Origin of the sequence: Pseudomonas sp. OV546, from assembly GCF_900116845.1 — a bacterium.
GTDB classification, from domain to species: Bacteria; Pseudomonadota; Gammaproteobacteria; order Pseudomonadales; family Pseudomonadaceae; genus Aquipseudomonas; species Aquipseudomonas petroselini.
Genome location: NZ_FPCE01000005.1, coordinates 240,021 through 265,833, shown reverse-complemented (window position 1 = coordinate 265,833; position 25,813 = coordinate 240,021). Strand labels below are relative to the sequence as shown.

General features: G+C 60.8%; 22 protein-coding genes and 2 tRNA genes. 14 read left to right on the top strand and 10 right to left on the bottom strand.

What is annotated here, in order from left to right:
• Positions 1-44: 44 nt before the first annotated feature.
• The gene (gene purT, locus BM403_RS13915) at positions 45-1,226 is read left to right on the top strand and encodes a formate-dependent phosphoribosylglycinamide formyltransferase (protein WP_014719785.1); all 1,182 of its coding nucleotides are present in this window, start codon (positions 45-47) and stop codon (positions 1,224-1,226) included.
• A gap of 129 nt (positions 1,227-1,355) precedes the next feature.
• Here the strand turns inward: purT and BM403_RS13910 are convergent, their stop codons facing one another.
• From BM403_RS13910 to BM403_RS13900, 3 genes are all read right to left on the bottom strand, one after another.
• Entirely contained in the window at positions 1,356-2,666 is a 1,311-nt protein-coding gene (locus BM403_RS13910; RefSeq protein WP_015885702.1) for an MFS transporter, read from the bottom strand.
• A gap of 336 nt (positions 2,667-3,002) precedes the next feature.
• Positions 3,003-4,241, bottom strand: a complete 1,239-nt coding sequence (locus tag BM403_RS13905; RefSeq protein ID WP_015885701.1) for a transporter associated domain-containing protein — start codon at positions 4,239-4,241, stop codon at positions 3,003-3,005.
• Positions 4,242-4,253: 12 nt separating this feature from the next.
• The gene (locus BM403_RS13900) at positions 4,254-5,066 is read right to left on the bottom strand and encodes a cytochrome C assembly family protein (RefSeq protein ID WP_015885700.1); all 813 of its coding nucleotides are present in this window, start codon (positions 5,064-5,066) and stop codon (positions 4,254-4,256) included.
• Positions 5,067-5,300: 234 nt separating this feature from the next.
• Here BM403_RS13900 and ffh point away from each other — a divergent pair, with 234 nt between their 5' ends.
• From ffh to thrC, 9 genes are all read left to right on the top strand, one after another.
• A complete protein-coding gene (gene ffh / locus BM403_RS13895) occupies positions 5,301-6,677 on the top strand; it encodes a signal recognition particle protein (protein WP_010207982.1) in 1,377 nt (458 codons plus the stop codon).
• Between the two features lie 251 nt (positions 6,678-6,928).
• Positions 6,929-7,180 carry a 30S ribosomal protein S16 gene (gene rpsP / locus BM403_RS13890; RefSeq protein WP_003175899.1) on the top strand — a complete coding sequence of 84 codons (252 nt, stop codon included), beginning with the start codon at positions 6,929-6,931 and terminating at the stop codon, positions 7,178-7,180.
• Between the two features lie 5 nt (positions 7,181-7,185).
• Positions 7,186-7,722: a ribosome maturation factor RimM gene (gene rimM, locus BM403_RS13885; RefSeq protein WP_015885699.1), complete on the top strand. Its 537-nt coding sequence runs from the start codon at positions 7,186-7,188 to the stop codon at positions 7,720-7,722.
• Entirely contained in the window at positions 7,704-8,477 is a 774-nt protein-coding gene (gene trmD / locus BM403_RS13880; RefSeq protein ID WP_173390389.1) for a tRNA (guanosine(37)-N1)-methyltransferase TrmD, read from the top strand. Before rimM ends, trmD begins: the two co-directional genes overlap by 19 nt.
• Positions 8,478-8,522: 45 nt before the next feature.
• On the top strand, positions 8,523-8,873 hold the full coding sequence (gene rplS / locus BM403_RS13875) for a 50S ribosomal protein L19 (protein WP_003175895.1): 351 nt from the start codon (positions 8,523-8,525) through the stop codon (positions 8,871-8,873).
• Positions 8,874-9,247: 374 nt separating this feature from the next.
• The gene (xerD, locus tag BM403_RS13870; RefSeq protein ID WP_015885697.1) at positions 9,248-10,144 is read left to right on the top strand and encodes a site-specific tyrosine recombinase XerD; all 897 of its coding nucleotides are present in this window, start codon (positions 9,248-9,250) and stop codon (positions 10,142-10,144) included.
• Between the two features lie 141 nt (positions 10,145-10,285).
• Entirely contained in the window at positions 10,286-11,017 is a 732-nt protein-coding gene (locus BM403_RS13865; protein ID WP_015885696.1) for a thioredoxin fold domain-containing protein, read from the top strand.
• 129 nt (positions 11,018-11,146) lie between these two features.
• Positions 11,147-12,451 carry a homoserine dehydrogenase gene (locus BM403_RS13860; RefSeq protein ID WP_015885695.1) on the top strand — a complete coding sequence of 435 codons (1,305 nt, stop codon included), beginning with the start codon at positions 11,147-11,149 and terminating at the stop codon, positions 12,449-12,451.
• A 67-nt stretch (positions 12,452-12,518) separates the two neighbouring features.
• On the top strand, positions 12,519-13,928 hold the full coding sequence (gene thrC, locus BM403_RS13855) for a threonine synthase (RefSeq protein ID WP_046035251.1): 1,410 nt from the start codon (positions 12,519-12,521) through the stop codon (positions 13,926-13,928).
• 87 nt (positions 13,929-14,015) lie between these two features.
• On the opposite strand, the gene BM403_RS13850 is transcribed toward thrC, so the two are convergent.
• The gene (locus tag BM403_RS13850; RefSeq protein WP_043205840.1) at positions 14,016-14,216 is read right to left on the bottom strand and encodes a hypothetical protein; all 201 of its coding nucleotides are present in this window, start codon (positions 14,214-14,216) and stop codon (positions 14,016-14,018) included.
• 317 nt (positions 14,217-14,533) lie between these two features.
• On the opposite strand from BM403_RS13850, the gene BM403_RS13845 reads away from it, so the two are divergent.
• Positions 14,534-14,818, top strand: a complete 285-nt coding sequence (locus BM403_RS13845; RefSeq protein WP_093543254.1) for a DUF3509 domain-containing protein — start codon at positions 14,534-14,536, stop codon at positions 14,816-14,818.
• A gap of 170 nt (positions 14,819-14,988) precedes the next feature.
• Here BM403_RS13845 and BM403_RS13840 read toward each other — a convergent pair whose 3' ends face one another.
• Positions 14,989-15,861, bottom strand: coding sequence for a TIGR02285 family protein (locus BM403_RS13840; protein WP_015885692.1), 873 nt, complete (start codon positions 15,859-15,861; stop codon positions 14,989-14,991).
• The gene (locus BM403_RS13835) at positions 15,861-17,060 is read right to left on the bottom strand and encodes a CaiB/BaiF CoA transferase family protein (protein ID WP_093543252.1); all 1,200 of its coding nucleotides are present in this window, start codon (positions 17,058-17,060) and stop codon (positions 15,861-15,863) included. Before BM403_RS13835 ends, BM403_RS13840 begins: the two co-directional genes overlap by 1 nt.
• Positions 17,061-17,208: 148 nt before the next feature.
• Here BM403_RS13835 and BM403_RS13830 point away from each other — a divergent pair, with 148 nt between their 5' ends.
• The gene (locus BM403_RS13830) at positions 17,209-17,751 is read left to right on the top strand and encodes a YaeQ family protein (protein WP_003193952.1); all 543 of its coding nucleotides are present in this window, start codon (positions 17,209-17,211) and stop codon (positions 17,749-17,751) included.
• Between the two features lie 156 nt (positions 17,752-17,907).
• Positions 17,908-19,617 (top strand): single-stranded-DNA-specific exonuclease RecJ, encoded by a 1,710-nt coding sequence (gene recJ, locus BM403_RS13825; RefSeq protein WP_015885690.1) that lies wholly within the window; start codon positions 17,908-17,910, stop codon positions 19,615-19,617.
• 136 nt (positions 19,618-19,753) lie between these two features.
• On the opposite strand, the gene BM403_RS13820 is transcribed toward recJ, so the two are convergent.
• The 4 genes from BM403_RS13820 to BM403_RS13805 all read right to left on the bottom strand — a co-directional run bounded on the left by BM403_RS13820 (position 19,754) and on the right by BM403_RS13805 (position 24,430).
• Positions 19,754-21,040, bottom strand: coding sequence for a virulence factor family protein (locus tag BM403_RS13820; RefSeq protein ID WP_093543250.1), 1,287 nt, complete (start codon positions 21,038-21,040; stop codon positions 19,754-19,756).
• On the bottom strand, positions 21,040-23,682 hold the full coding sequence (mprF, locus tag BM403_RS13815) for a bifunctional lysylphosphatidylglycerol flippase/synthetase MprF (protein WP_093543247.1): 2,643 nt from the start codon (positions 23,680-23,682) through the stop codon (positions 21,040-21,042). The genes BM403_RS13820 and mprF overlap by 1 nt, the downstream gene beginning before the upstream one ends.
• 279 nt (positions 23,683-23,961) lie before the next feature.
• A tRNA-Met gene (locus BM403_RS13810) sits at positions 23,962-24,038 on the bottom strand.
• A 315-nt stretch (positions 24,039-24,353) separates the two neighbouring features.
• Positions 24,354-24,430 (bottom strand) — tRNA-Met (locus tag BM403_RS13805).
• A gap of 278 nt (positions 24,431-24,708) precedes the next feature.
• On the opposite strand from BM403_RS13805, the gene dinB reads away from it, so the two are divergent.
• Entirely contained in the window at positions 24,709-25,767 is a 1,059-nt protein-coding gene (gene dinB, locus BM403_RS13800) for a DNA polymerase IV (RefSeq protein ID WP_064054577.1), read from the top strand.
• The last annotated feature ends 46 nt before the right edge of the window (positions 25,768-25,813 follow it).

The following is a 25,813-nucleotide window of genomic DNA, read 5'->3' as shown; positions in this document are numbered from 1 at the left end:
ATGCCCGCCTTTCTCCCCATGATCCGCTCCCCTGAGGACCTGAGATGACCCGAATCGGAACTCCATTGTCGCCAACCGCGACCCGCGTTTTGCTGTGTGGCTGCGGTGAGCTGGGCAAGGAAGTGGTAATCGAACTGCAACGCCTGGGCGTTGAAGTGATTGCCGTGGATCGCTACGCCAACGCGCCGGCCATGCAGGTGGCGCACCGTAGCCACGTGATCAACATGCTCGACGGCGCCGCCCTGCGTGCGGTGATCGAGGCGGAAAAACCGCACTTCATCGTGCCGGAAATCGAAGCCATTGCCACCGCCACCCTGGTGGAACTGGAAGCTGAAGGCTTCACCGTGATCCCGACCGCGCGTGCTACCTCGCTGACCATGAACCGCGAAGGCATCCGCCGCCTGGCCGCCGAAGAGCTGGACCTGCCGACCTCGCCGTACCACTTCGCCGATACCTTCGAAGACTACAGCAAGGCCGTCCAGGACCTGGGCTTCCCGTGCGTGGTCAAGCCGGTGATGAGTTCGTCGGGCAAGGGCCAGAGCCTGCTGCGCAGCACAGACGATGTGCAGAAAGCCTGGGATTACGCCCAGGAAGGCGGTCGTGCCGGTAAAGGCCGCGTGATCATCGAAGGCTTTATCGACTTCGACTACGAAATCACCCTGCTGACCGTGCGTCACATCGGTGGCACCACCTTCTGCGCGCCAGTCGGTCACCGTCAGGAGAAGGGCGACTACCAGGAATCCTGGCAGCCGCAGGCCATGAGCCCGATTGCCCTGGCCGAGTCCGAGCGCGTTGCCAAAGCGGTGACCGAGGCCCTGGGCGGTCGTGGCCTGTTTGGCGTGGAGCTGTTCATCAAGGGTGATCAGGTGTGGTTCAGTGAAGTGTCGCCGCGCCCGCATGACACCGGCCTGGTGACCCTGATTTCCCAGGACCTGTCGCAGTTCGCCTTGCACGCTCGCGCCATTCTGGGCCTGCCGATCCCGTTGATCCGTCAGTTCGGGCCTTCGGCTTCGGCGGTGATTCTGGTGGAAGGGCAGTCGACCCAGACCGCGTTCGCCAACTTGGGCGCCGCGTTGAGCGAGCCGGACACGGCGTTACGCCTGTTTGGCAAGCCGGAAGTGAATGGCCAGCGTCGCATGGGTGTGGCACTGGCGCGGGATGAGTCGATTGAAGCGGCTCGGGCGAAGGCTACTCGTGCTTCCAAGGCTGTTGTCGTAGAGCTTTAAACCGCGTCGCGCCCATCGCGGGCAAGCCCGGCTCTCACACTTGAATGAGTTCACAAGTCAAAATGTGTGAACCCGATCAAATGTGGGAGCGGGCTTGTCGGGTCGCCGCATGGCTGCGAAGGCGGTCTATCAGGCAACCTTGTTCAGGTCATTATCCCGCGTCTCTTTCAGGCACAGCACAGCAATCAAGCTGAGCAACGCCGCCGCCGACACATACCCGCCGACATAACTCAGCCCACCCATCGCCACCAGCTTGGTCGCGAAGAACGGTGCCGCTGAAGCCCCCACGATCCCACCCAGGTTATACGCCGCCGACGCGCCGGTATAACGCACACGCGTGGGGAACAATTCCGGCAGCATGGCGCCCATGGGCGCAAAGGTCACGCCCATCAGGAACAGCTCCAAGGCCAGGAACAGCGCCACCGCCCAGGTCGAACCGTGGGTCAGTAATGGCTCCATGGTAAAGCCCGACAGGATCGCCAGGATCGCACCGACGATCAGCACAGGCCTGCGCCCGTAACGGTCACTGGCCAAGGCCGCCAGCGGCGTGGCCAGGCCCATGAACAGCACGGCAAAGCACAACAAGCCAAGGAAGGTCTCGCGGCTATAGCCCAAGGTCGAAACGCCGTAGCTCAGTGAAAACGCGGTGGTGATGTAGAACAACGCATAACACACCACCATCGACGCGGCGCCCAGCAATACGGGCAGCCAATGCTGGCTGAACAGTTCCACCAACGGCACTTTTACCGGCGCTTCTTTGGCGACGGCATTGGCGAAGACTGGCGTTTCATGCAGCTTCAAGCGCGCATACAGGCCCACCATCACCAACGCAGCGCTGAGGATGAACGGGATGCGCCAGCCCCAGCTGCGGAACTGCTCGTCGTTCAGGCTCATCGCCAGGATCAGGAACAAGCCATTGGCCGCCAGGAAGCCAATCGAAGGGCCCAGTTGCGGGAACATCCCGAACCAGGCGCGCTTGCCTTTGGGCGCATTCTCGGTCGCCAGCAGTGCCGCGCCGCCCCATTCCCCACCGAGCCCCAAGCCCTGGCCAAACCGCAGTATGCATAACAGGATCGGCGCCCAGGCCCCGATGCTGTCATAACCCGGCAGCAAGCCAATCAGCGTGGTACACACGCCCATCAGCAGCAGCGAAGCCACCAGCGTCGATTTACGCCCGATGCGATCACCGAAGTGGCCGAACAGCGCCGAGCCCAATGGGCGGGCGATGAAGGCGATACCGAAGGTCAGGAACGACGCCAGCATCTGCGCGGTGCCGGAGGTCTGCGGGAAGAACACCGGGCCGATCACCAGCGCAGCTGCCGTGGCGTAGATATAGAAATCGTAGAACTCGATGGCGGTGCCGACGATGCTCGCCGTGGCGACCCGTGCAGTCGAGTTGGTCGGGGCGGCGGTCGCGGCCTCGTTGTAGGTGGTGCTCATGGCGATATCCCTGACGGTCATTGCGCGTTTGGACGCGGATTATTATTGGTCGAACACCCTTGGATCAGGGGTGTACGCGGGGTGGCTCGGGATGGGAGCGAACACCGGTCAGACACGATAAAGCGGTGCCTGGACGCGTTGGGTGCGGGTAGCACGCGGTCGGGCGGGGCTTGGATAAGCCGCAGGGATTATAGGAAGGGGTTTGAACAGACAACAAGTCAAAATGTGGGAGGGGGCTGCCCCCGATAGCTGTGTATTGGTCACCTTATGCAGTGACTGACACTCGGCCATCGGGGGCAAGCCCCCTCCCACATTTGATTGTGTTTTGTCTGGAAACTAAGCGGCGACGGGCATTTTGCTGGTGTGCCAGATCAGCACCTTGCTCACCCGGTTGTCTTCGGTCTCGAGGATTTCCAGGCGGTAGCGGCCGATTTTCAGGCACACCGCGCAGTCCGGGATGGTCTCCAGGGCTTCGGTGACCAGGCCGTTGAGGGTCTTGGGGCCATCACTGGGCAGGTGCCAGTTCAGGCTCTTGTTCAGTTCGCGGATCGAGGCGGCGCCGTCGATGATATAGCGGCCATCCGGTTGCGCTTCGATATGCGGGTTGTCTGCACTCTGCTCGCTTTCGAATTCGCCGACGATTTCTTCGAGGATATCTTCCAGGGTGACAATGCCCAGCACTTCGCCGTACTCGTCCACCACCATGCCCAGGCGTCGCTGTTGCTTGTGGAAATTCAGCAATTGCAGTTGCAGGGGCGTGCTTTCGGGGACGAAGTAGGGTTCGTGGCAAGCCGCCAGCAACGCTTCTTTGGTCAGGCTGGCGTCAGGCAGCAGGTGCTGGATCTGCCGTGTGTTGAGTACGGCTTGGACTTGGTTGATATCACTGTGGAACACCGGCAGGCGGGTGCGCTCGGAGGTGCGCAGTTGCTCGATGATCTCTTCGACCGAGTCATCCAGGTTGATGCCGTCCACTTCGCTGCGTGGCACCAGGATGTCGTTGACCGTGATGTTGTCCAGGGCGTGGATGCCTGGCATGCCGGGGGTACGGTTTTCGTCGGCCTCCGGTTCCGGTTCATCGTCGTGGTCGGGCTGCGGTTCGTCGCTCTTTTTCACCACGCCGGATGTGCGTGCGAAAGGGCGCAGCAGCAACAGGCTGATGCCATTGAGCAGCCAGGCCAGGGGGTAGAGGATTTTCAGCGGGACGCCCAGCAGCGTATTGCCAAAGCCCAGCACCGCTTGAGGGTGGCGAGTGGCCAGAGTGCGCGGCAAGTAGTCGGCGAGGATCAGCAGCAGGGCGCAGGAGATCAGCCAGCCGAGCCATGGACCATTCTGCGCCCAGGCGTAGATCGCCAGCAGCGTGCAGAGGATCACCACCGCCGCGCGGCACAGGCTGTTGCACAGGATCAGGCTATGGCGCGGGAAGTTCAGGCGGGCGGCGGCCTTGTCACCCTGGCGCGTTCCGGGGCGCAGGGCCAGCAGGTGTTGTTGCGCGGCCTCGATGGCGGTAAACAGTGCCGCCCATAACAGCAGCAAGGCAATTACCGCGAGCATCGGCCCCAGGGGCAAGTTGTCCATTTTTGCTGCCCGTCAGATATGCAGGATGTATTCGCGAACCAGCTTGCTGCCGAAATAGGCCAGCATCAGCAGGCAGAAACCGGCCAGCGTCCAGCGGATCGCCTTGTGCCCGCGCCAGCCGAGGCGGTTGCGCCCCCACAGCAAGACGCTGAACACCACCCAGGCCAGGCACGCCAGCAGGGTTTTGTGCACAAGGTGCTGGGCGAACAGGTTTTCGACAAACAGCCAGCCGGAGATCAACGACAACGACAGCAGCGTCCAGCCGGCCCACAGGAAGCCGAACAGCAGGCTTTCCATGGTTTGCAACGGCGGGAAGTTCTTGATCAGCCCGGAGGGGTGCTTGTGCTTGAGCTGGTGGTCCTGCAACAGCAGGAGCAGGGCCTGGAACACCGCGATGGTGAACATGCCGTAGGCCAGGATCGACAGCAGGATGTGCGCGAGGATGCCCGGTTCTTCATCAATCACCTGCACCGTGCCGGTGGGCGCGAATTGCGCCAGCAGCACCGTCAGCACGCCCAGCGGGAATAACAGCACCAGCAGGTTCTCGACGGGAATCCGATAGCAGGCCATCAGGGTCAGTGCGATGACGGCGGCGGCAATCAGGCTGGCGGCGCTGAAAAAATCCAGGCCCAGGCCGACGGGCGTCATCAGGTGGGTAAACAAACTGGCAGCGTGAGCCAGCAGGGCGAGGACGCCAAGGCCCACCAGCAGGCGTTTGTCCGCCTTGGTGCCTTGGGCCAGACGAGTGCCCTGATAGAAAGTCGCAGCGGCATACAAAATGGCGGCGGCGAGGCTGGGTAGCAAACTGGGTGACAAAGGGAGCATAAATCCTGTTAAGCAGGCCCGAAAGGCGCTGAGTTTGGCATACCCCTGCGTAACACGAAAGACTCCCGGACCAGACAGCGGGTGTGCATGGGCGCAGTCTTCGCTATAATCCGCGACCTGCCCACGCCGCAGGCTCGCCGAGCGCTGTTTTTAATAGCGATTTACCGCAGCCTGGGCCGCCATTACCTCGGTCTACCAATGCATTTCGATGAATAGGGCCTGAAAGGATCGCGCATGTTTGAAAACTTGACTGACCGTCTCTCGCAGACGCTGCGCCACGTAACCGGCAAGGCCAAGCTGACCGAGGACAATATTAAAGACACCCTGCGCGAAGTGCGCATGGCGTTGCTGGAAGCCGACGTCGCCTTGCCGGTGGTAAAGGACTTCGTCAACTCGGTCAAAGAGCGCGCAGTGGGCACCGAAGTGTCCCGCAGCCTGACCCCGGGCCAGGCGTTTGTGAAGATCGTCCAGGCCGAACTCGAAAGCCTGATGGGCGCGGCCAACGAAGACTTGAACCTCAGCGCCGTGCCACCGGCCGTCGTGCTGATGGCGGGTCTGCAGGGTGCGGGTAAGACCACCACCGCCGGCAAGCTGGCGCGCTTCCTTAAAGAGCGCAAGAAAAAGTCCGTGATGGTGGTGTCGGCTGACGTCTACCGTCCGGCGGCCATCAAGCAGTTGGAAATGCTCGCGGGCGAAGTGGGCGTGACCTTCTTCCCGTCCGACCTGAGCCAGAAGCCGGTCGACATCGCCAACGCCGCTATTAAAGAAGCCAAGCTCAAGTTCATCGACGTGGTCATCGTCGATACCGCCGGTCGCCTGCACATCGACGAAGAGATGATGGGCGAGATCAAGGCGCTGCATGCCGCGATCAACCCGGTCGAGACGCTGTTCGTGGTCGACGCCATGACCGGCCAGGATGCGGCCAACACCGCCAAGGCCTTCGGCGACGCACTGCCACTGACCGGCGTGATCCTGACCAAGGTCGACGGCGATGCCCGTGGCGGTGCCGCGCTGTCGGTGCGTGCCATCACCGGCAAGCCGATCAAGTTCATCGGTATGGGCGAGAAGAGCGACGCGCTCGAGCCGTTCCACCCGGAGCGTATCGCCTCGCGCATCCTCGGCATGGGCGACGTGCTCAGCCTGATCGAACAGGCCGAAGCGACCCTCGACAAGGACAAGGCCGATAAGCTGGCCAAGAAGCTGAAGAAGGGCAAGGGCTTCGACCTCGAAGACTTCCGCGACCAGCTGCAACAAATGAAGAACATGGGCGGCCTCGGCGGCTTGATGGACAAACTGCCGAACATCGGCGGTGTGAACCTGGCGCAAATGGGCAATGCCCAAGGCGCGGCAGAGAAGCAGTTCAAGCAGATGGAAGCCATCATCAACTCCATGACCCCGGCCGAGCGCCGCGACCCTGAGCTGATCAGCGGTTCGCGCAAACGTCGGATCGCCATGGGTTCCGGCACGCAGGTGCAGGACATCGGTCGCTTGATCAAGCAGCACAAGCAGATGCAGAAGATGATGAAGAAGTTCTCCGCAAAAGGCGGAATGGCCAAGATGATGCGCGGCATGGGCGGTATGTTGCCCGGCGGTGGCATGCCTAAAATGTAAAGTATTCGAGCGGGAGCCCGGCTCCTGCTCCGACCCACAGGGATGTGGGATCTCCAGCAAACCCGCCGTTGGCGGGCGCTGACTCGCCGTTTTAACCGACGGCTCTATAGCAGATCTGAATGGCACGCTGATAGGCGCCAGAAAAAGACATTTGCAAAAGTCCGGATATTCCTTAGAATATGCGGCCTTTCGGGCACCTATGCCCGCTGTGCATTTAGATTTGCAGCACCGACTACAGGAACGATGTTCACATGCTAACAATCCGTCTTGCCCTTGGCGGCTCCAAAAAGCGCCCGTTTTACCACTTGACCGTAACCGACAGCCGCAACCCGCGCGACGGTTCGCACAAGGAACAGGTTGGTTTCTTCAACCCTGTTGCTCGTGGTCAAGAAGTTCGTCTGTCCGTGAACCAAGAGCGCGTAGCCTACTGGCTGAGCGTGGGTGCACAGCCATCCGAGCGCGTTGCAAAACTGTTGAAGGACTCGGCTAAGGCCGCAGCCTGAGCAATATGAACGCGACGCCAGCTGTTGCTGATGATTTGATCGTTATCGGCAAGATTTACTCTGTTCATGGCGTTCGCGGCGAAGTGAAGGTGTATTCCTTTACTGATCCGACTGAAAACCTGTTGCAGTACAAGACCTGGACGCTAAAGCGCGAAGGTAGTGTGAAACAGGTCGAGCTGGTCAGTGGACGCGGGAGCGATAAGTTCCTGGTCGCAAAGCTCAAGGGTCTTGATGACCGTGAAGAAGCTCGTCTTCTGGCCGGTTATGAGATCTGCGTGCCGCGCAACCTGTTCCCTGAATTGACCGACGGCGAGTACTACTGGTACCAGCTGGAAGGTCTGAAGGTTATTGATCAACTCGGGCAATTGTTCGGGAAAATCGATCATCTTCTGGAAACCGGCGCCAATGATGTAATGGTGGTCAAGCCTTGCGCTGGCAGCCTGGATGATCGCGAACGCCTGTTGCCTTATACGAAGCAATGCGTGTTGGCTGTCGACCTGGAAGCAGGCGAGATGAAGGTGGAATGGGACGCGGACTTCTAAGCGTGGCTAATTTGCGCATTGAAGTGATCAGTTTGTTTCCCGAGATGTTCTCCGCCATCAGCGAGTACGGCATCACCAGTCGGGCGGTGAAACAGGGGCTGTTGCAGCTTACCTGTTGGAACCCGCGAGACTACACGACGGATCGACATCACACTGTGGACGATCGCCCATTTGGCGGTGGCCCGGGCATGGTGATGAAGATCAAGCCCCTGGAAGACGCGTTGGCTCAGGCCAAGGCCGCCGCCGGGGAGAAGGCGAAGGTAATTTACCTGTCCCCTCAAGGCCGCCAGCTGAAACAGGCTGGGGTGCGCGAACTGGCGAATGAGGAAGCACTGATCCTGATTGCCGGTCGCTATGAAGGCATTGACGAGCGCTTTATTGAGGCTCATGTCGATGAAGAGTGGTCGATTGGGGACTATGTCCTGTCTGGCGGTGAGCTGCCGGCGATGGTTCTGATAGATGCGGTTACACGACTGCTGCCTGGAGCTTTAGGGCATGCGGACTCCGCGGAGGAAGATTCCTTCACGGATGGTTTGCTGGATTGCCCGCACTACACCCGTCCGGAGGTGTATGCGGATCAGCGTGTTCCCGACGTATTGCTAAGTGGCAATCACGCACACATCCGGCGTTGGCGTTTACAGCAGTCCCTTGGTCGGACCTATGAACGACGCGCCGATCTTCTGGAAAGCCGCTCGCTTTCTGGAGAAGAGAAGAAGCTGCTCGAGGAATACATCCTCGCGCGGGACGATAGTTAACAACGTATCGATGGTAGGTCCATTGACTTACCTTAGGAGCACAGCATGACTAACAAAATCATCCTTGCACTCGAAGCAGAGCAGATGACCAAAGAGATCCCTACCTTTGCCCCGGGCGACACTATTGTCGTTCAGGTGAAAGTGAAGGAAGGCGACCGTTCGCGTCTGCAAGCGTTCGAAGGCGTGGTAATCGCCAAGCGTAACCGTGGTGTGAACAGTGCTTTCACTGTTCGTAAAATCTCCAACGGTGTTGGCGTAGAGCGTACTTTCCAGACCTACAGCCCGCAAATCGACAGCATGGCCGTCAAGCGTCGCGGTGACGTACGTAAAGCCAAGCTGTACTACCTGCGTGACCTGTCCGGTAAAGCAGCTCGCATCAAGGAAAAACTGGCTTAAGTCCAGCTTCCCGATGCAGAAAAAAGCAGCCTACGGGCTGCTTTTTTGTGCCTGAAATTTGTTAACTGTTCGCCGCTAACACAGCCTGGATGGCTACACATCTTTGTAGTGAGCGGGCTTGCCCCGCGCCGGGCTGCGAAGCGGCCCCAATAAAAGCACTGCCGAGTTCCAGATAGAACCAATTCGCCTGGTTTGGGGCCGCTTCGCAGCCCAGCGCGGGGCAAGCCCGCTCACTACAGTGTTGTGTATATACCTACGGCTATCGCAGGCTGTGTTGCCTGCCCCCCATGTTGTGACCGACGATGATCCACTGTGGGAGCGGGCTTGCCTGCGATAGGATCTGACAGACGCCACATAATTTTGCCTGAGCCCCCATGCCCGCCATTGACCACCCCCTGATCGACCGCTTCCTCGACGCCCTTTGGCTGGAAAAAGGCCTGTCGGACAACACTCGCCAGGCTTATCGCAGCGACCTGGCGCTGTTCAATGGCTGGTTGCAGGAGAAAAACCTCGAACTGATCAACGCCGGCCGCGAGCTGATCCTCGATCACCTGGCCTGGCGCCTGGAGCAGAACTACAAGCCACGCTCCACGGCGCGATTCCTCTCGGGTGTGCGTGGGTTTTATCGCTATCTGCTGCGAGAAAAACTGATCGCCCTCGACCCCACCCTGCAAGTCGAGATGCCGCAACTCGGTAGGCCATTGCCCAAGTCCCTGTCGGAAGCCGACGTGGATGCCTTGCTCGCCGCCCCTGACCTGAGCGAAGCCATCGGCCAGCGTGACCGCGCCATGCTCGAAGTGTTGTATGCCTGCGGGCTGCGGGTGACCGAGCTGATCAGCCTGACCCTGGAGCAAGTGAACCTGCGCCAGGGCGTGCTGCGAGTAATGGGCAAGGGCAGCAAGGAGCGGCTGGTGCCGATGGGTGAGGAGGCGATTGTGTGGGTGGAGCGCTATATGCGCGATGCGCGTGGCGAACTGCTGGGCGGGCGCCCCAGTGATGTGCTGTTCCCCAGCTTGCGCGGCGAGCAGATGACCCGCCAGACCTTCTGGCATCGCATCAAGCACCAGGCCAAGGTCGCTGGAATCGGCAAGGCCCTGTCGCCCCATACCCTGCGACATGCATTCGCCACCCATTTGCTCAACCACGGCGCCGATTTGCGGGTGGTGCAAATGCTCCTCGGGCACAGCGACTTATCCACAACCCAGATCTACACCCACGTGGCGCGCGCGCGCTTGCAGGATATGCACGCCAAGCACCACCCGCGGGGGTGAAAACCGCCATTTTATCCCGCCACGGGCTGCCCTGCGGCCCAACTGTGGTAGGCTTTGCCGGTTAGCAAAGGGGACGGCCCACACCCGGGTTTCATATCGGCGTACCTGCACCCGTCCTTGCATCTGCCTTCAGGAGTTCCCATGCGCTTGACCCAGATTATTGCCGCCGCAGCCATTGCGTTGGTTTCCACCTTTGTTGTCGCCGATGACGCGGCCGAGCAGACCATTCGCAAGAGCCTGGCCAACTTGGAGCTCGACACGCCGATCGAAAGCATCAGCGCCAGCCCGATGGCCGGCCTGTACGAAGTCAAGCTCAAGGGCAGCCGCGTGCTGTACGCCAGTGCCGACGGCCAGTACATCGTGCAGGGCTACCTGTTCCAGTTGAAGGACGGCAAGCCGGTCAACCTGACCGAGAAGGCCGAGCGCCTGGGCGTGTCCAAGCTGATCAACGGCATCCCGGTGGCTGAAACCGTGGTGTACCCGGCCATCGGCGAGACCAAGACGCACATCACCGTGTTCACCGATACCACCTGCCCGTACTGCCACAAGCTTCACGCCGAAGTGCCTGCGCTGAACAAGCTGGGCGTGGAAGTACGCTATGTAGCGTTCCCGCGCCAGGGCCTGGGTTCGCCGGGTGACGAGCAGTTGCAAGCCGTATGGTGCTCAGCCGACAAGAAGGCGGCCATGGACAAGATGGTCGACGGCAAGGAAATCAAGGCGGCCAAATGCGCCAACCCGGTTTCCAAGCAGTTCGCCCTGGGCCAGTCCATTGGCGTGAACGGTACACCGGCCATCGTTTTGGCTGACGGCCAGGTGATTCCGGGCTACCAGCCGGCACCACAAGTTGCCAAACTGGCGCTGAGTGCCAAATAAACCAGCATCGTCGAACCTTTGACGATCATGGCCCGTGGCTAAGTCGACGGGCCATTAATTGAAAGCCGCAGTTGTGCGGCTGTTTTCCACGGCCGACCTAGCGTCGGCCGTTTCATGGGGAGTTCTTCAGTGAAACCGGTCAAAGTAGGCATCTGTGGGTTAGGGACCGTCGGTGGCGGCACCTTCAACGTACTTCAGCGTAATGCTGAAGAAATTTCCCGTCGCGCAGGCCGCGGGATTGAAGTGGCGCAAATTGCCACGCGTTCGCCAAAGCCTCAGTTCCAAACGACCGGTATTGCGATTACCAACGATGTCTTCGCCGTTGCCACCAACCCTGAAATCGATATCGTCATCGAGCTGGTCGGTGGCTACACCGTGGCCCGCGAGCTGGTGCTCAAGGCCATCGAGAACGGCAAGCACGTGGTCACCGCCAACAAGGCGCTGATCGCCGTGCACGGTAACGAGATCTTCGCCAAGGCGCGCGAGAAGGGCGTGATCGTGGCGTTCGAAGCCGCCGTGGCCGGTGGCATCCCGGTGATCAAGGCGATCCGTGAAGGCCTGTCCGCCAACCGTATCAACTGGGTCGCCGGCATCATCAACGGCACCGGTAACTTCATCCTCACCGAAATGCGCGAGAAGGGCCGTACCTTCGAAGACGTGCTGGCCGAAGCCCAGGCCCTGGGTTATGCCGAAGCCGACCCGACGTTTGACGTGGAAGGCATCGACGCGGCGCACAAACTGACCATCCTGGCGTCCATTGCCTTTGGTATCCCGCTGCAGTTCGACAAGGCCTACACCGAAGGCATCACCAAGCTGACCACCGCCGACGTGAACTACGCCGAAGCCTTGGGTTATCGCATCAAGCACCTGGGCGTGGCGCGCAGCACACCGGCCGGTATCGAGTTGCGTGTACACCCGACGCTGATCCCGGCCGACCGCCTGATCGCCAACGTCAATGGCGTGATGAACGCGGTGATGGTCAACGGTGATGCCGCGGGTTCGACGCTGTTCTACGGCGCCGGTGCCGGCATGGAGCCGACCGCTTCGTCGGTGATCGCCGACCTGGTGGACGTGGTCCGCGCCATGACCAGCGACCCGGAAAACCGCGTGCCGCACCTGGCCTTCCAGCCGGATTCGCTGTCGGCCCACCCGATCCTGCCGATCGAAGCCTGCGAAAGCGCCTACTACCTGCGCATCCAGGCCCAAGACCATCCGGGCGTGTTGGCCCAGGTCGCCAGCATCCTGTCGGAGCGCGGCATCAACATCGAGTCGATCATGCAGAAGGAAGTCGAGGAGCAAAACGGCCAGGTGCCGATGATCCTGCTGACTCACCGCGTGCGCGAACAGCACATCAACGATGCCATCGCCGCGCTGGAAGCCCTGCAGGGCGTCGTCGGGCCGGTGGTGCGGATTCGCGTCGAACACCTGAACTAATGGTTTTGCTGCAAGGGCCCCGCAGGTTCGGCGGCCCTTGTTCAAGAATGCTCTAGAGGAGCCAGTCATGCGTTATATCAGCACCCGCGGCCAGGCACCGGCCCTGAATTTCGAAGATGTCTTGCTGGCAGGCCTTGCCACTGACGGCGGCCTGTATGTGCCGGAAAACCTGCCACGCTTCACCCAGGAAGAAATCGCTTCGTGGGCCGGCCTGCCGTACCACGAGCTGGCCTTCCGGGTGATGCGCCCGTTCGTCACCGGCAGCATTCCCGATGCGGACTTTAAAAAGATTCTGGAAGAGACCTACGGCGTGTTTTCCCACAGCGCCATCGCGCCTCTGCGCCAGCTGAATGGCAACGAGTGGGTGCTTGAACTGTTCCACGGTCCGACCCTGGCGTTCAAGGACTTCGCCCTGCAACTGCTCGGTCGTTTGCTGGATTATGTGCTGGAGAAGCGCGGTGAGCGCGTGGTGATCATTGGCGCCACCTCCGGTGACACCGGTTCGGCCGCCATCGAAGGCTGCAAGCACTGCGAAAACGTCGACATCTTCATCCTGCACCCGCACAAGCGCGTGTCGGAAGTGCAGCGTCGCCAGATGACCACCATTTTTGGCGAGAACATCCACAACATCGCCATCGAAGGCAACTTCGATGACTGCCAGGAAATGGTCAAGAACAGCTTCGCCGACCAGAGCTTCCTGAAAGGCACGCGCCTGGTGGCGGTGAACTCGATCAACTGGGCGCGGATCATGGCTCAGATCGTCTATTACTTCCATGCCTCCCTGCAGTTGGGCGGGCCGGCGCGTTCGGTGTCGTTCTCGGTGCCAACCGGCAACTTCGGCGACATCTTCGCCGGTTACCTGGCGCGCAACATGGGCCTACCGATCAACCAGTTGATCGTCGCCACCAACCGCAATGACATCCTGCACCGCTTCATGAGCGGCAACCAGTACGTCAAGGAAACCCTGCACGCGACCCTGTCGCCGTCGATGGACATCATGGTTTCTTCGAACTTCGAGCGCCTGCTGTTCGACATGCACGGTCGCAATGGCGCGGCGATTGCCGGCTTGATGGACACCTTCAAGAGCGGTGGCGGTTTCAGCGTTGACGAAGAGCGCTGGACAGAAACCCGCAAGCTGTTCGACTCGCTGGCCGTGGACGACGCACAGACCTGCGAAACCATCGCTGAAGTCTACGCCCAGACCGGCGAGCTGCTCGACCCGCACACCGCCATCGGTGTGAAGGCCGCGCGCGAATGCCGTCGCAGCCTGGACATCCCGATGGTGATACTCGGCACCGCGCACCCGGTGAAATTCCCGGAAGCGGTGGAGAAGGCCGGGGTTGGCAAGGCACTGGAATTGCCGGTGCACCTGGCAAACCTGTTCGAGCGTGAAGAGCGTTGCACCGTATTGGCCAATGACCTGAAGGCTGTGCAGGCGTTTGTGAGCCAGCATGGCAACCGGGGTAAGCCGTTGTAAGGCACACCGCGTAGACAAAAACGCCGCTTTCCCTTCCTTGGGTCAGCGGCGTTTTTTGTTTTGGCAGGCCCCACTTGGCGCAAGCGACTAGGTGAGCAGTTTCTGCACGATGGCCAATACGGTGCTGAACGCTGTAAACATGGCCATGACGACCCCTAAGGGATACCAGAAATTCTCACGGGTTATCTTGTGTGTCTCAGCAGTGAGTTTGCGTTGCTCCGCATAAATGCGTGATATGTCGGCGTGAATCTTCTCTAACGCAGCTTGCTCTTTATCGTGTTCCAGCATCGTCTTTATCCTTCGCAATCAACAAGGGCCTTCTGACCTGCGCGTTATCTGCGTGGCGGAGCCACCGGCGCTCACCGAGTATAGGATTCACCTCTGGTCCGAGCCTTCGGCAAACCTCAAAACGGCCCACCATTGCGTAAGCACTTGTGTGCGGCCGTTTTTTGGTTGTCATGTTGCAAGCGCATGCTGGAATCCGTCACCCCCTGACGGCCCCATAAAGACGATAAAGCGAACTTTCCTACGTCACAAACAGTCACTTAGGATAGATGCAGCTCCCGTTGAAACGATTGTTCCCGAACTATTGAGTGGTGATCGAGATGGAAAGTATCAGCCTATTGCTCGAAGAAGCACTGAGCCCTTATCAGGTTACGCTGACCACCTCTGGTGTGCAGGCCGAGTGCCTGGTGACGGTGAAGAATCCTGCTGGCGCTATCGTGGTCGAGCGTGAAGTCGATCGTGCGCAACTGATGGACAAGCGCGTGCTGGTGGATGTGGTGGATTGCCTGTTGCGCGACCTCAAGATTGCCGAAGGGCGCCTGGAACCGTCGGTCATTGCAGCCTTGCGCAACGCTGCCCAGACGCGCAGCCCCGCCGTCGCATGAAGAATTGTTTAACTGTGGAAACTTCCTACAACGTGGCCGGTCAGATTTCGTAACAGCAAGAGCAAACATTGTGCTCCGGTGTTTGTGCCTTGTTGTGCGGGTCTTTGTAGGCCACGTTTAACCCCGAGGTGTCTCCCCACCCTTCGGGGTTTCTTTTTGCCTGCGATTTGTCATGGTTCGGGTGAGTCCTGGAAAAAGCGCGGGTTGTCGCGCAGGTATTGTTCGCGCATGACCGGATCCAGCCAAGCAGCATAGGACTGCTGCACCTGTTCCTGTGGGATGTCGCGCAGCACTTGGTCGATTCGTTCAATGGCATGACGGCCCAGGGCGGTATCCGAACAGGCGATATGCGTACGTTGGTAGGGCAATGAGCCTTTGATCGGATAAAAGCTCAGGTCGTCCGAAGCAATCCTCTGTTGCAGCGCGTGATAGCGGATTTCCGGCCAATACCCCAACACCGCTTCCAGCCGTCCCCGGCGCTGCATTTGCAACAAGCTGCCAAGGGCGTCGTTGCCGTAATGAAGCGCCAGTGTGCGCGCATCGGCGTGTTTAAGCTGCTCATCGATAACCGGGCCGTAGCTGCGCTCCGCCGTGGCACCCACCCGCGTTCCACGGGCGTCGAGAAAAGCCTGCAGGTCGAACTGGCCGTCCACGATGAACGGCGCCATGGCGTCCTGTTGGCTGCGCCGTATCGCGATGCCATTGCTGGGGGTAACGAACGCCTGGCGAGAAAACACCACGTACTTGGCCCGTTCCGGCGTCCACAGCAGCGATGGATCGCAGGTGAATGAGGGTTCACTCAACATTTGCGTGCCCCGAGCGCGGTTGACGTGCAGCACCTGATGCCGGTATTCCGGCAGGCGCTCGATCAGTATCGGCAATAGTTGATCCAGCGCGCCCTGGCCCTTGCGCGGGCCTTCGAAAATGGTCAAAGGTGGCAAGTCACGCACTAGCCAGATCAGCGTGTCTTCAGCGCTGGCCGGCAGGGGCCAGCCGCAGGCGAACATGACGCTGAGGCCTAGCTGAATAAGCCGACGAGCCATCAGATCGCGCCGTCCTCGCGTAAACGCACAATCGCGGCCGCGTCATAACCCAGGCTGCCCAGCACCGTGCTGTTATGTTCACCCAACTGTGGCCCCACCCATTCACAGCTGCCCGGCGTGTCCGACAGCTTGGGTACGATGCCCGGCATTTTGAACGCCTTGCCGTCGGGAAGTTGGGCCTTGAGGAACATCTCCCTGGCAAGGAATTGCGGGTCGCCCAGCATGTCCTCGGCACTGTAGATCCGGCTGGCAGGCACTTCGGCTTTATTCAGCCGCTCCACCACCTGATCCAGCGGCAGTGAGTTCACCCAGCGATCAATCACCCCATACAGCTCATCGCGACGGCTGTCGCGTCCGTCATTGCTGGCAAGCGAGGGATCGTTGGCCAAGTCCTCACGGCCAATGGCTGACATGAAGCGCTTGAAGATCGCGTCCCCGTTGGCGCCAATCTGCACATGCTTGCCGTCGGCGCTGGTGTGGATCGAGGAGGGCGTAATACCGGGCATGATGTTGCCGGTGCGTTCGCGAATAAAGCCGAACACGTCGAACTCCGGGATCATGCTTTCCATCATGGCGAAGATGGCTTCATACAGCGCCACATCGACCACCTGGCCCAGGCCGCCGTTGACTTCGCGGTGACGCAGCGCCATCAGCGCGCCGATCACCGCCCACAACGCGGCAATCGAATCGCCGATGGAAATGCCGGTACGCACCGGCGGGCGGTCTTCGAACCCGGTGATATAGCGCAAGCCACCCATGGATTCACCCACCGCACCAAACCCAGGCAGGTCTTTCATTGGCCCGGTCTGGCCAAAGCCGGAGAGGCGCACCATCACCAGCTTGGGGTTGAGGGCGTGCAGGGTTTCCCAACTCAGGCCGAGTTTCTCCAGCACGCCGGGGCGGAAGTTCTCGATCAGGATGTCGGCGTTGGCCAACAGCTGTTTGAGGATGGCCAGGCCGTCCGGATGCTTGAGGTTCAGCGTCAGCGATTGCTTGTTGCGCGCCTGCACAAACCACCACAGCGACGTGCCTTCGTACAGCTTGCGCCATTTGCGCAGCGGGTCGCCGCCGTCCGGCGATTCGACCTTGATCACCTCGGCGCCGAATTCCGCGCAGATACGTGAGGCGAACGGGCCGGCGATCAGGGTGCCGAGTTCGATGACTTTCAGGCCGGCAAGCGGTTTGGCATTAAACGACATGAGGATCCTTGTCTGCGCGGGGCGGTGGTGTGATGCCTTTTAACATAGGCGAGCGGCCCAGGGATAAGGATGATGCAGCGCAGGATTCGTTGAATGGCCTCGCCATCGGTTAGACTGGCCGCCTTTCCCTGTCTCTAGAAGTCCGTTCATGGCCCAGCCGTCCACGACCTACAAATTCGAACTCAACCTCACCGACCTTGACCGCTCGGTGTACGAGAGCGTTAAACAGACCATCGCCCGCCACCCTTCGGAAACCGAAGAGCGCATGACCGTACGTCTGCTGGCCTACGCCCTCTGGTACAACGAGCAGTTGGCATTCGGTCGTGGCCTGTCAGATGTAGACGAGCCAGCCCTGTGGGAAAAAAGCCTGGATGACCGGGTTTTGCACTGGATTGAAGTCGGCCAGCCGGATGCCGACCGCCTCACCTGGTGCTCGCGCCGCACCGAACGCACCAGCCTGCTGGCCTACGGCAGCCTGCGGGTGTGGGAAGGCAAGGTGGTGCCTGTGGCGAATAACCTGAAAAACGTGCACATCGCCGCCGTGCCTCAGGAAGTCCTCGAGACGCTGGCCAAGGACATGCCTCGCGTTATCAAGTGGGACGTGATGATCAGCGAAGGCACGATTTTCGTCACCGACGACCGTGGCCAGCATGAAGTCCAACTGCAATGGCTGGTCGGCGAACGCGGTTGAAACGGTGGGAGGGGGCTTGCTCCCGATCGCGGCGTTCAGTCAGCACCCCATTGACTGATACACCGTAATCGGGAGCAAGCCCCCTCCCACAATGACCTGTGTCGTTTGTAGCCTTGTTGTTTAACCGTTTTATCAAAGAGAAGCTCCCGTCGCCCCATGCGTATCGATCCTCGCCCGTTGCCTGCCGTCCTGCCGTTTCTCGGTGACTTGCCACCGCTGTTGACCCGTCTCTACGCCGCGCGCGGGGTGCAGTCCGAAGCCGAGCTGGACAAAAGCCTGGCGCGGTTGATTCCCTATCAGCGGCTCAAGGGCATCGACGCAGCGGTGGACTTGCTGGTGACCGCGTTGGAACAGCGCCAGCGTATCCTCATCGTCGGCGACTTCGACGCCGACGGCGCCACTGCCAGCACCGTGGGCACCTTGGGCCTGCGCTTGCTCGGCGCCGCCCATGTCGATTACCTGGTGCCCAACCGCTTCGAGTATGGCTACGGCCTGACCCCGGAAATCGTCGCAGTCGCGCTGCAGCGCGAGCCGCAGTTGCTGATCACTGTGGACAACGGTATCTCCAGCGTCGAAGGCGTGGCGGCGGCGAAAGCGGCCGGGCTGAAGGTGCTGGTGACTGACCACCATTTGCCTGGCGATGAATTGCCGGCGGCGGATGCCATTGTCAACCCGAACCAGCCGGGCTGTGAGTTCCCGAGCAAGGCGCTGGCCGGTGTGGGCGTGATCTTCTACGTGCTGATGGCCCTGCGGGCGCGCCTGCGCAGCTTGGGCTGGTACGAGCATAAGCCTCAACCCAACATCGGCGAACTGCTCGACCTGGTGGCCCTGGGCAGTGTGGCCGACGTAGTGCCCTTGGACGCCAACAACCGCATCCTGGTGCATCAGGGCCTGGAGCGCATCCGCGCCGGTCGCGCACGGCCGGGGATCAAGGCGATCCTTGAAGTGGCCAAGCGCGACGCGGCACGTATCACCTCCACCGACCTGGGCTTTATCCTCGGGCCGCGACTGAATGCCGCCGGGCGCCTGGATGACATGAGCCTGGGCATCGAATGCCTGCTCACCACCGACGTTGCCGCCGCGCGTGAAATGGCCGCGCAACTGGACGGCATGAACCAGGACCGTAAATCCATCGAGCAAGGCATGCAGCGCGAGGCCCTGGCCCAGCTCAAGGACTTGCCGGTGGAGTCGATGCCCTACGGGCTGTGCCTGTTCGACCCGGAATGGCACCAAGGCGTGATCGGCATTCTCGCCTCGCGCATGAAAGAGCGCTATTTCCGCCCGACCATCGCCTTCGCCGATGCCGGAGATGGCCTGCTCAAGGGCTCAGGGCGCTCTGTGCCGGGGTTTCATATCCGCGATGCGCTGGCGGTGGTCGCCAGCCAGCATCCCCACCTGATCGCCAAATACGGCGGCCATGCCATGGCCGCCGGTTTGACGCTGCCCGAAGAAAACTTCCCGCTGTTTGCCGAGGCCTTTGATGCCGAAGTGCGTCGGCAGCTGCGCGAAGAAGACCTGACCGGGCGCCTGCTGTCCGACGGTACTCTGGCAGTGGAAGAGTTTCACCTGGAACTGGCCCGCGCATTGCGCCACGCGGGCCCTTGGGGGCAACACTTTCCCGAGCCGTTGTTTCACGGGGTGTTTCAGTTGGTGGAACAGCGCGTGGTGGGCGAGCGGCACCTGAAAGTGGTGCTCAAGAGCGAATGCGGGTCGGTGAAGCTCGACGGCATTGCGTTTGGGGTGGACCGTGAGGTCTGGCCGAACCCGACGGTGCGTTGGGTGGAGCTGGCCTATAAGCTGGATGTGAACGAGTTTCGCGGGAATGAAACCGTGCAACTGATGATCGCGCACATCGAGCCACGCTAGATCTAAGCAACACCACAAAGCCAATGTGGGAGGGGGCTTGCTCCCGATGGCAGTAGACCAGCCAACTGATCTTTGGCTGACCCACCGCTATCGGGAGCAAGCCCCCTCCCACATTTGGTTTTGCGTATGGCAGAAATTACTCGGCTTTGTCCTTGGCCTGGTGCTTCACAATGATGTCCACCAAACGCTTGGCCAGCGCCGGGTAGTTCTCGTCGAAGTGATGCCCACCTGGCAACTTCAAGGCTTCACCCACGGCGGTCTTGTCCGTGCAGCCGCTCTCGTCGACTTCTTCCGCACCGTAGATGCACACCACTTTCTCAGGCGGCAGCTTGGCCATTTCCGGGCCGGTGGCGGCTTCTTTGCCTGCGTTGCCCAGCCAACCTTCCACTTCAATCTCGAAGCTGCCAGTGCGCGCAAATGCCAGCAGGATGATCGCGTCCACGCGCTGTTGCTCGTTTTCCGGCAGGCGGTTGTAGATGGCCGGCAGTACATCGGCGCCGAACGAGTAACCGGTCAGCACGAAGCGCTTGGTGCCCCACTTCTGCCGGTAGTGCTGCATCAGCTCGGTGAGGTCCTTGGCGCTTTGTTCCGGGCTCTTGTGCTGCCAGTAGTAGCGCAGGGTGTCGATGCCCACCACCGGGTAGCCGATCTTGGCCATTTCACCGGCCACGTCGCGGTCCAGGTCACGCCAGCCGCCGTCGCCGGAGAGGAACAGGGTGACGGTGTCCTTGGCTTGGCCCGCCGGTACTTCAACCACTGGAATCGCCAGGCCGCCGTTGTCCGAGCCCACCAGTTGCTTGCGCAGCTCGTTGTTCAGCACTTGCGGGTAATGAATGTCGTAGTCGCTGATGCTGGTCGTGGCACGTGGGGTATCGCGTACGAAACTGGCGGCATCATCCTCAGGGTTGTCGTTCCAGGCCACCAGCCAATTGCCGTGGGCTGAGGTTTTTGGCAAAGGGTCGTTGCAGCCTGGCTGGGTCATGGCGAAACCGACGGAGATGGCGTTGGCCTTGTCGTCGCTTTGTGCCGCCAGCCAGCGCCAGGCCAGGCTTGCGCCAGGGCCGATGCCGCTGACCAGCGTCGCCGGGCCCTTGAGCTGGTCCAGGGCGCTTTGCAGGGCTTGTTCCTGCAGCTTGCAATCGTCCTTGGGCAGGATCACCTGGACAATCTGCGCCTTGCCGCCTTGGCTCAAGGCAATCAGTTGGCTGTCCGTCAGGGTTTCATCGGCCATCACGGCCACGGCCACACGGGCCTTGGGCGTGCCGTACGGGGTCACGCGGGTCATCACCGAACCGTCGGCCTGGGGCAGTTGCTCCAGGGTCGGCTGCGGGGCAGGGCGGTTCCAGTACCAATAGCCGCCACCCAGGATCAGGGCGAGCAGCACTACAAAGGCCAATACATACCGCCAGGAACGTCGAATCATCAGCGTTTCACCAATCCAGTCAAGCCGCCCGCGATCAGGGCGGCGGTATCGGCCAGTGCCACCAGCGGATCAAGTCCTGCGGGCACGGCCATGTAACGGGGTTCCCAGTCAGGCTGGAACTTGTCTTTGAAGCGGCGCAAACCTTGGAAGTTATACAGTTGCTCGCCACGTCGGAACACCATCGAGCCCAGGCGTTGGGTCAGCGGGGCGCCGCGGCGTGGTTGCAGGCCCGACAACGGCACCATGCCGAGGCTGAAGCGCGCGTAGCCGTGACTCTTATAGTGTTGAATCAGGCCGACCATCATGAACTCCATGGTCAGCTTGGGCGCGTCCGGGTGGGCGCGCATCAGGTCGAGACTGGCCAGGTCATGGTTGTAGGTCTCGAGCAGGTTGGCGAAGGCCACCGGGCGCCCTTCGAAGCGAATGATCGCAATGCGGAAGTGCTTGAGGTAGTCGTCGCTGAAACGCCCCAAGGAAAAGCCTTTTTCCCGCACGTTCTTGCCGGTCAGCCAGGCATCGGAGATGACCTTGAGCTCATCCATCGGCGCCGTGCCCGGTTCAAAGATCTCCAGGGACAGACCGTCCCGGGTGCCGCGGTTCCAGGTGTAGCGCAGGTCCTTCATCTCTTTGCCCTTGGCTTCCAGGTCAAAGCGTTTCAGGTCGACGCGGGCTTCTTCGCCCAGCTTGATCGCGGTGAGGCCGATGTCCATGTAGTACGGCAGGTTCTCCGCGCGGACCTGGTAGAACACCGGGCGCGCGTGGTGGATGTCGCACAGGTCGCGGAACTGCCAGATCATTTCGGCGCGTGGCTGGGTCGGGCCGATTGGGTCGTACAAGGCTACCAGGCTGCGCCCGCGACGGGCGTACATGAGGAAAGCTTCATCATTGGGATGGAACAGCAGCGCCTTGTCACCGGTCAGCGCCAGGCCGCCGTCGGGCTGGGACGAGGCCATCAGGATCTTGCTGGCGCGCTCCAGTTCGTCGGGGGTCGGCAGGTGGATCACCGGGCGCGCGGTGCGCAGCAGCCAGGTGAGCGACACGATCACCAGCAGCACGGCGGCGCCCAGCAGCGAGCGCAAGCCGCGTGGGGCGTTGGCGTCCAGGGTGAACTGCCACCACAGCTGGTGGCTGTAAGGGACGTCTTGGTAAGCGAACAGCAGCAGCCAGATCGAGGCTCCCAGCACGCAGACACTGGCGACCAGGTACAGCGGCGAGAAGGGCAGCTCGGTGAGGCGGCTGGCGCGGTAGAACGAGCGGCGGAAGATTGCCAGCAGGATGGCGGTCATGGTCATCAGGCTGGCTTCTTCCCAATCGAAGCCTTTGAGCAGCGAGAGCAGGGCGCCCACCAGCAGCAGCACCATGGTCAGCATCCAGGCGGCTGACAAGCGTCGACGCAGGCCCTGGGCCAGCAGCAGGCAGAGCACGCCGATCAGGCTGGCGCCGAAGTGCGAGGCGTCAATCAGGCGGTGGGGAATCAGGAAGCCGATGTTTTCCAGGCGTGAGTCGATTTCGGGCGTGGCGCCGGAAAACAGCAGGACCACGCCGGACAAAAAAACCAGTACGGCCAGTACTGGCGCCGCCAGCCCCGAGGCGACCCGCAGGCTTTGCTGGGTCTGGAACAGACGCTGGGCTTCGTTGACCAGCAGGAACACGCAGGCGATCAGCAGCGGCAGCACCACATAGATCATGCGGTACAGCAGCAGGGCAGCAGCCAATGGCGCGGCACCGAGTTTATCGGCGAAGGCCGCCAGCAGGATCGCTTCGAATACCCCCACGCCGCCCGGTACATGGCTGAGCACGCCGGCGGCCAGGGCCAGCAGGTACACGAGCAGGAAGGGCCCGAAGGGCGGCGCTTCCGGCAGCAGCATATAAAGGACGGTGGCGGCAGCGGCGACGTCCAGTGCGGTGATGATCAGTTGCAGGAAGGTCAGGCGGCGACCCGGCAGGCGCAGGGTACGACGGCCGGCTTTGACCAGCAGGTTGTCCGGGAAGGGCTGTTCCGGCAGGCGACGGCGATAAATGCCGATGCACAGCACCACCGACAACAGCAGCACCGCGCCGGCGATGCCGCCGAGCAGGCTTTGCGGCAGATGCAGATAGGTGGATGCCGCCGGCAGGTTGCTCAAGGTGGCCAGTGCAGCCAGGGGCGGCAGTGCGCAGCCCAGGGCCAGGCTGGCGAACACCGTCATGTGGGCAACTTCCGACGCCCCGATACCATGGCGTGCATATAAACGGTAACGCACCGAGCCGCCCGAGAGCATCGACAGGCCAATCGCATTGCCAATGGCAAACGCGGTAAAGCCGCCCAGGGCCAGGGTCTTGGCGGGTAGCTTCACCCCTGCATAGCGCGCACCGGAAAACTCGTAGCCCAATAGGATCACAAAGCCGGCGACGGCCGCGGCAAATGCGCCGAGCAGGGCGGGCTTGGGCACTTCCAGGATCGAGTCGTGGAGGGCGTAAAGGTCCAGCTCCAGCAGCAGGTGTCGGCAAGCGATCAAGGCGATGGCGAACAGCAGCAACGTGACGGCCAGCCCGATGGGTTGCCGGTACTTGCTCACCAGGTCCAGCCAACGCAAACGCGTTGGCGGGATCGGTTGTTCTGCTGTGACGGTGTCTTGTGGTTCAGACGAGTTGGCGCGCATCAATCACCTCGTGGATTGTGCGCGACAGGATGGAGGTATCCAGCCAAGTTACCAATCCCTATGGACAAAATAATTACAAATATTAACGCGTATCACCGGGGTCGGCGACAGCGGCCATTGGTCGTAGAGGGTAGTGCTTGAGCATTCAGCATAGCTTGCAATGACATGGACTCTACAACCCGTGTGGGGTTTCATGAAAGATGCCATGCCATTGTTTCAGAAGAACTTTTTTACCGGATACAAAAAAGGCCACTCTTTCGAGTAGCCTTTTTTGATGTTTGGTTGCGGGAGCCGGATTTGAACCGACGACCTTCGGGTTATGAGCCCGACGAGCTACCAGACTGCTCCATCCCGCGTCTGTGGGCGGCATTCTACAGCCCAGCGGCGAGGTGTCAACCGTTAATGGGCCGATGGGTCAAATAAGTGTAATTTGACCTGCCAGTCACCCTAAGTACGCGATAGAAAACGCTTTTGTAGTGAGCGGGTTTGCCCCGCGCTGGGTGGCGAAGCCGCCCCAACAAAGACACCGCCGAGCGCCTGATAAACCAAGTCGCCTGGTTTGGGGCGGCTTCGCCCCCCAGCGCGGGGCAAACCCGCTCACTACAAAAAAGCAGATACAAAAAAAGCACGCACAAAAAAGGCCACTCTTTCGAGTAGCCTTTTTTGATGTTTGGTTGCGGGAGCCGGATTTGAACCGACGACCTTCGGGTTATGAGCCCGACGAGCTACCAGACTGCTCCATCCCGCGTCTGTGTGTCGGCATTCTACAGAGGAACGCGTGTGTGTCAACCTGTGAATTGAAGAAAAGCGCTTGTGGTTCAAGTGGTTAGCTCTCCAAGCTAACGCCGGATGAGGCTCTGGGCCAGTCGGGCCGAGGGTTTCAGCTCTATTGGGATGCGAAATTCGATTGAGAAAATAAATTCATCTTGGAATTTTCCTACCGCTCAAGCGGAAGATTCAAACTACTGGTGCTATATACAGGTGTGAATGCGATACTGGCGCCCCGTAGGTTCACACCCCGTTTATATGACGCAGCGCAAAATCATCCACGTCGACTGTGATTGCTTCTACGCCGCCATCGAGATGCGCGATGACCCGAGCCTGGCGCAAAAGCCGTTGGCGGTGGGCGGCTCGGCGGACCGGCGCGGGGTGATCGCTACCTGCAACTACGAGGCACGCGCCTACGGGGTGCGCTCAGCGATGTCGTCACGCCATGCCTTGAAGCTGTGTCCGGACCTGACCATCGTCAAGCCGCGCATGGATGCCTATAAGGAAGCGTCGAAGGAAATCCAGACGATCTTTCGCGATTACACCGACCTGATCGAACCGCTGTCGCTGGATGAAGCCTACCTGGACGTGTCCGACAGCCCGCATTTTGGCGGCAGCGCCACGCGTATCGCCCAGGACATTCGCCGCCGCGTCTCCAACCAATTGCATATCACCGTGTCCGCAGGCGTGGCGCCGAACAAGTTCCTGGCCAAGATCGCCAGTGACTGGAAGAAACCCAACGGGTTGTTCGTGATCACCCCGGACCAGGTCGAAGACTTTGTCTCGCAGTTGCGAGTGAGCAAGTTGCACGGTGTGGGCAAGGTCACCGCCGACAAGCTTGCGCGCCTGGGCATAGAAGACTGCTTGCAGTTGCGTGAATGGAACAAGCTGGCGCTGGTGCGCGAATTCGGCAGTTTTGGCGAGCGGCTGTGGAGCCTGGCCCGTGGGATCGATGATCGTGTGGTGCAGAACGACAGTCGCCGGCAGTCGATCAGTGTAGAAAATACCTACGACGTGGACCTGCCGGACCTCTCAAGCTGCCTGGCCAAACTCCCCGAATTGATGGAAACCCTGGCCGGACGCATGGCGCGCATCGACAGCAGTTACCGTGCGGGCAAGCCGTTCGTTAAGGTGAAGTTTCATGACTTTACCCAGACGACGCTGGAACAGGCGGGGGCCGGGCGGGACCTGGAGAGTTATCAGCAACTGCTGACCCAGGCGTTCAATCGTGGCGGGAAGCCGGTGCGGTTGTTGGGGATTGGTGTGCGGTTGCTGGACCTGAGCAACGGCAACGAACAGCTCGAGTTCTCCTGGTAGGAACCCGGAACCAAAATGTGGAAGGGGGCGCGCCCCCTCCCACATT

Coding starts and splice junctions, on each gene's coding strand:
- purT (WP_014719785.1), top strand. CDS start 45: ATGACCCGAATCGGAACTCCATTGTCGCCAACCGCGACCCGCGTTTTG.
- BM403_RS13910 (WP_015885702.1), bottom strand. CDS start 2,666: ATGAGCACCACCTACAACGAGGCCGCGACCGCCGCCCCGACCAACTCG.
- BM403_RS13905 (WP_015885701.1), bottom strand. CDS start 4,241: ATGGACAACTTGCCCCTGGGGCCGATGCTCGCGGTAATTGCCTTGCTG.
- BM403_RS13900 (WP_015885700.1), bottom strand. CDS start 5,066: ATGCTCCCTTTGTCACCCAGTTTGCTACCCAGCCTCGCCGCCGCCATT.
- ffh (WP_010207982.1), top strand. CDS start 5,301: ATGTTTGAAAACTTGACTGACCGTCTCTCGCAGACGCTGCGCCACGTA.
- rpsP (WP_003175899.1), top strand. CDS start 6,929: ATGCTAACAATCCGTCTTGCCCTTGGCGGCTCCAAAAAGCGCCCGTTT.
- rimM (WP_015885699.1), top strand. CDS start 7,186: ATGAACGCGACGCCAGCTGTTGCTGATGATTTGATCGTTATCGGCAAG.
- trmD (WP_173390389.1), top strand. CDS start 7,704: ATGGGACGCGGACTTCTAAGCGTGGCTAATTTGCGCATTGAAGTGATC.
- rplS (WP_003175895.1), top strand. CDS start 8,523: ATGACTAACAAAATCATCCTTGCACTCGAAGCAGAGCAGATGACCAAA.
- xerD (WP_015885697.1), top strand. CDS start 9,248: ATGCCCGCCATTGACCACCCCCTGATCGACCGCTTCCTCGACGCCCTT.
- BM403_RS13865 (WP_015885696.1), top strand. CDS start 10,286: ATGCGCTTGACCCAGATTATTGCCGCCGCAGCCATTGCGTTGGTTTCC.
- thrC (WP_046035251.1), top strand. CDS start 12,519: ATGCGTTATATCAGCACCCGCGGCCAGGCACCGGCCCTGAATTTCGAA.
- BM403_RS13850 (WP_043205840.1), bottom strand. CDS start 14,216: ATGCTGGAACACGATAAAGAGCAAGCTGCGTTAGAGAAGATTCACGCC.
- BM403_RS13845 (WP_093543254.1), top strand. CDS start 14,534: ATGGAAAGTATCAGCCTATTGCTCGAAGAAGCACTGAGCCCTTATCAG.
- BM403_RS13840 (WP_015885692.1), bottom strand. CDS start 15,861: ATGGCTCGTCGGCTTATTCAGCTAGGCCTCAGCGTCATGTTCGCCTGC.
- BM403_RS13835 (WP_093543252.1), bottom strand. CDS start 17,060: ATGTCGTTTAATGCCAAACCGCTTGCCGGCCTGAAAGTCATCGAACTC.
- BM403_RS13830 (WP_003193952.1), top strand. CDS start 17,209: ATGGCCCAGCCGTCCACGACCTACAAATTCGAACTCAACCTCACCGAC.
- recJ (WP_015885690.1), top strand. CDS start 17,908: ATGCGTATCGATCCTCGCCCGTTGCCTGCCGTCCTGCCGTTTCTCGGT.
- BM403_RS13820 (WP_093543250.1), bottom strand. CDS start 21,040: ATGATTCGACGTTCCTGGCGGTATGTATTGGCCTTTGTAGTGCTGCTC.
- mprF (WP_093543247.1), bottom strand. CDS start 23,682: ATGCGCGCCAACTCGTCTGAACCACAAGACACCGTCACAGCAGAACAA.
- dinB (WP_064054577.1), top strand. CDS start 24,709: ATGACGCAGCGCAAAATCATCCACGTCGACTGTGATTGCTTCTACGCC.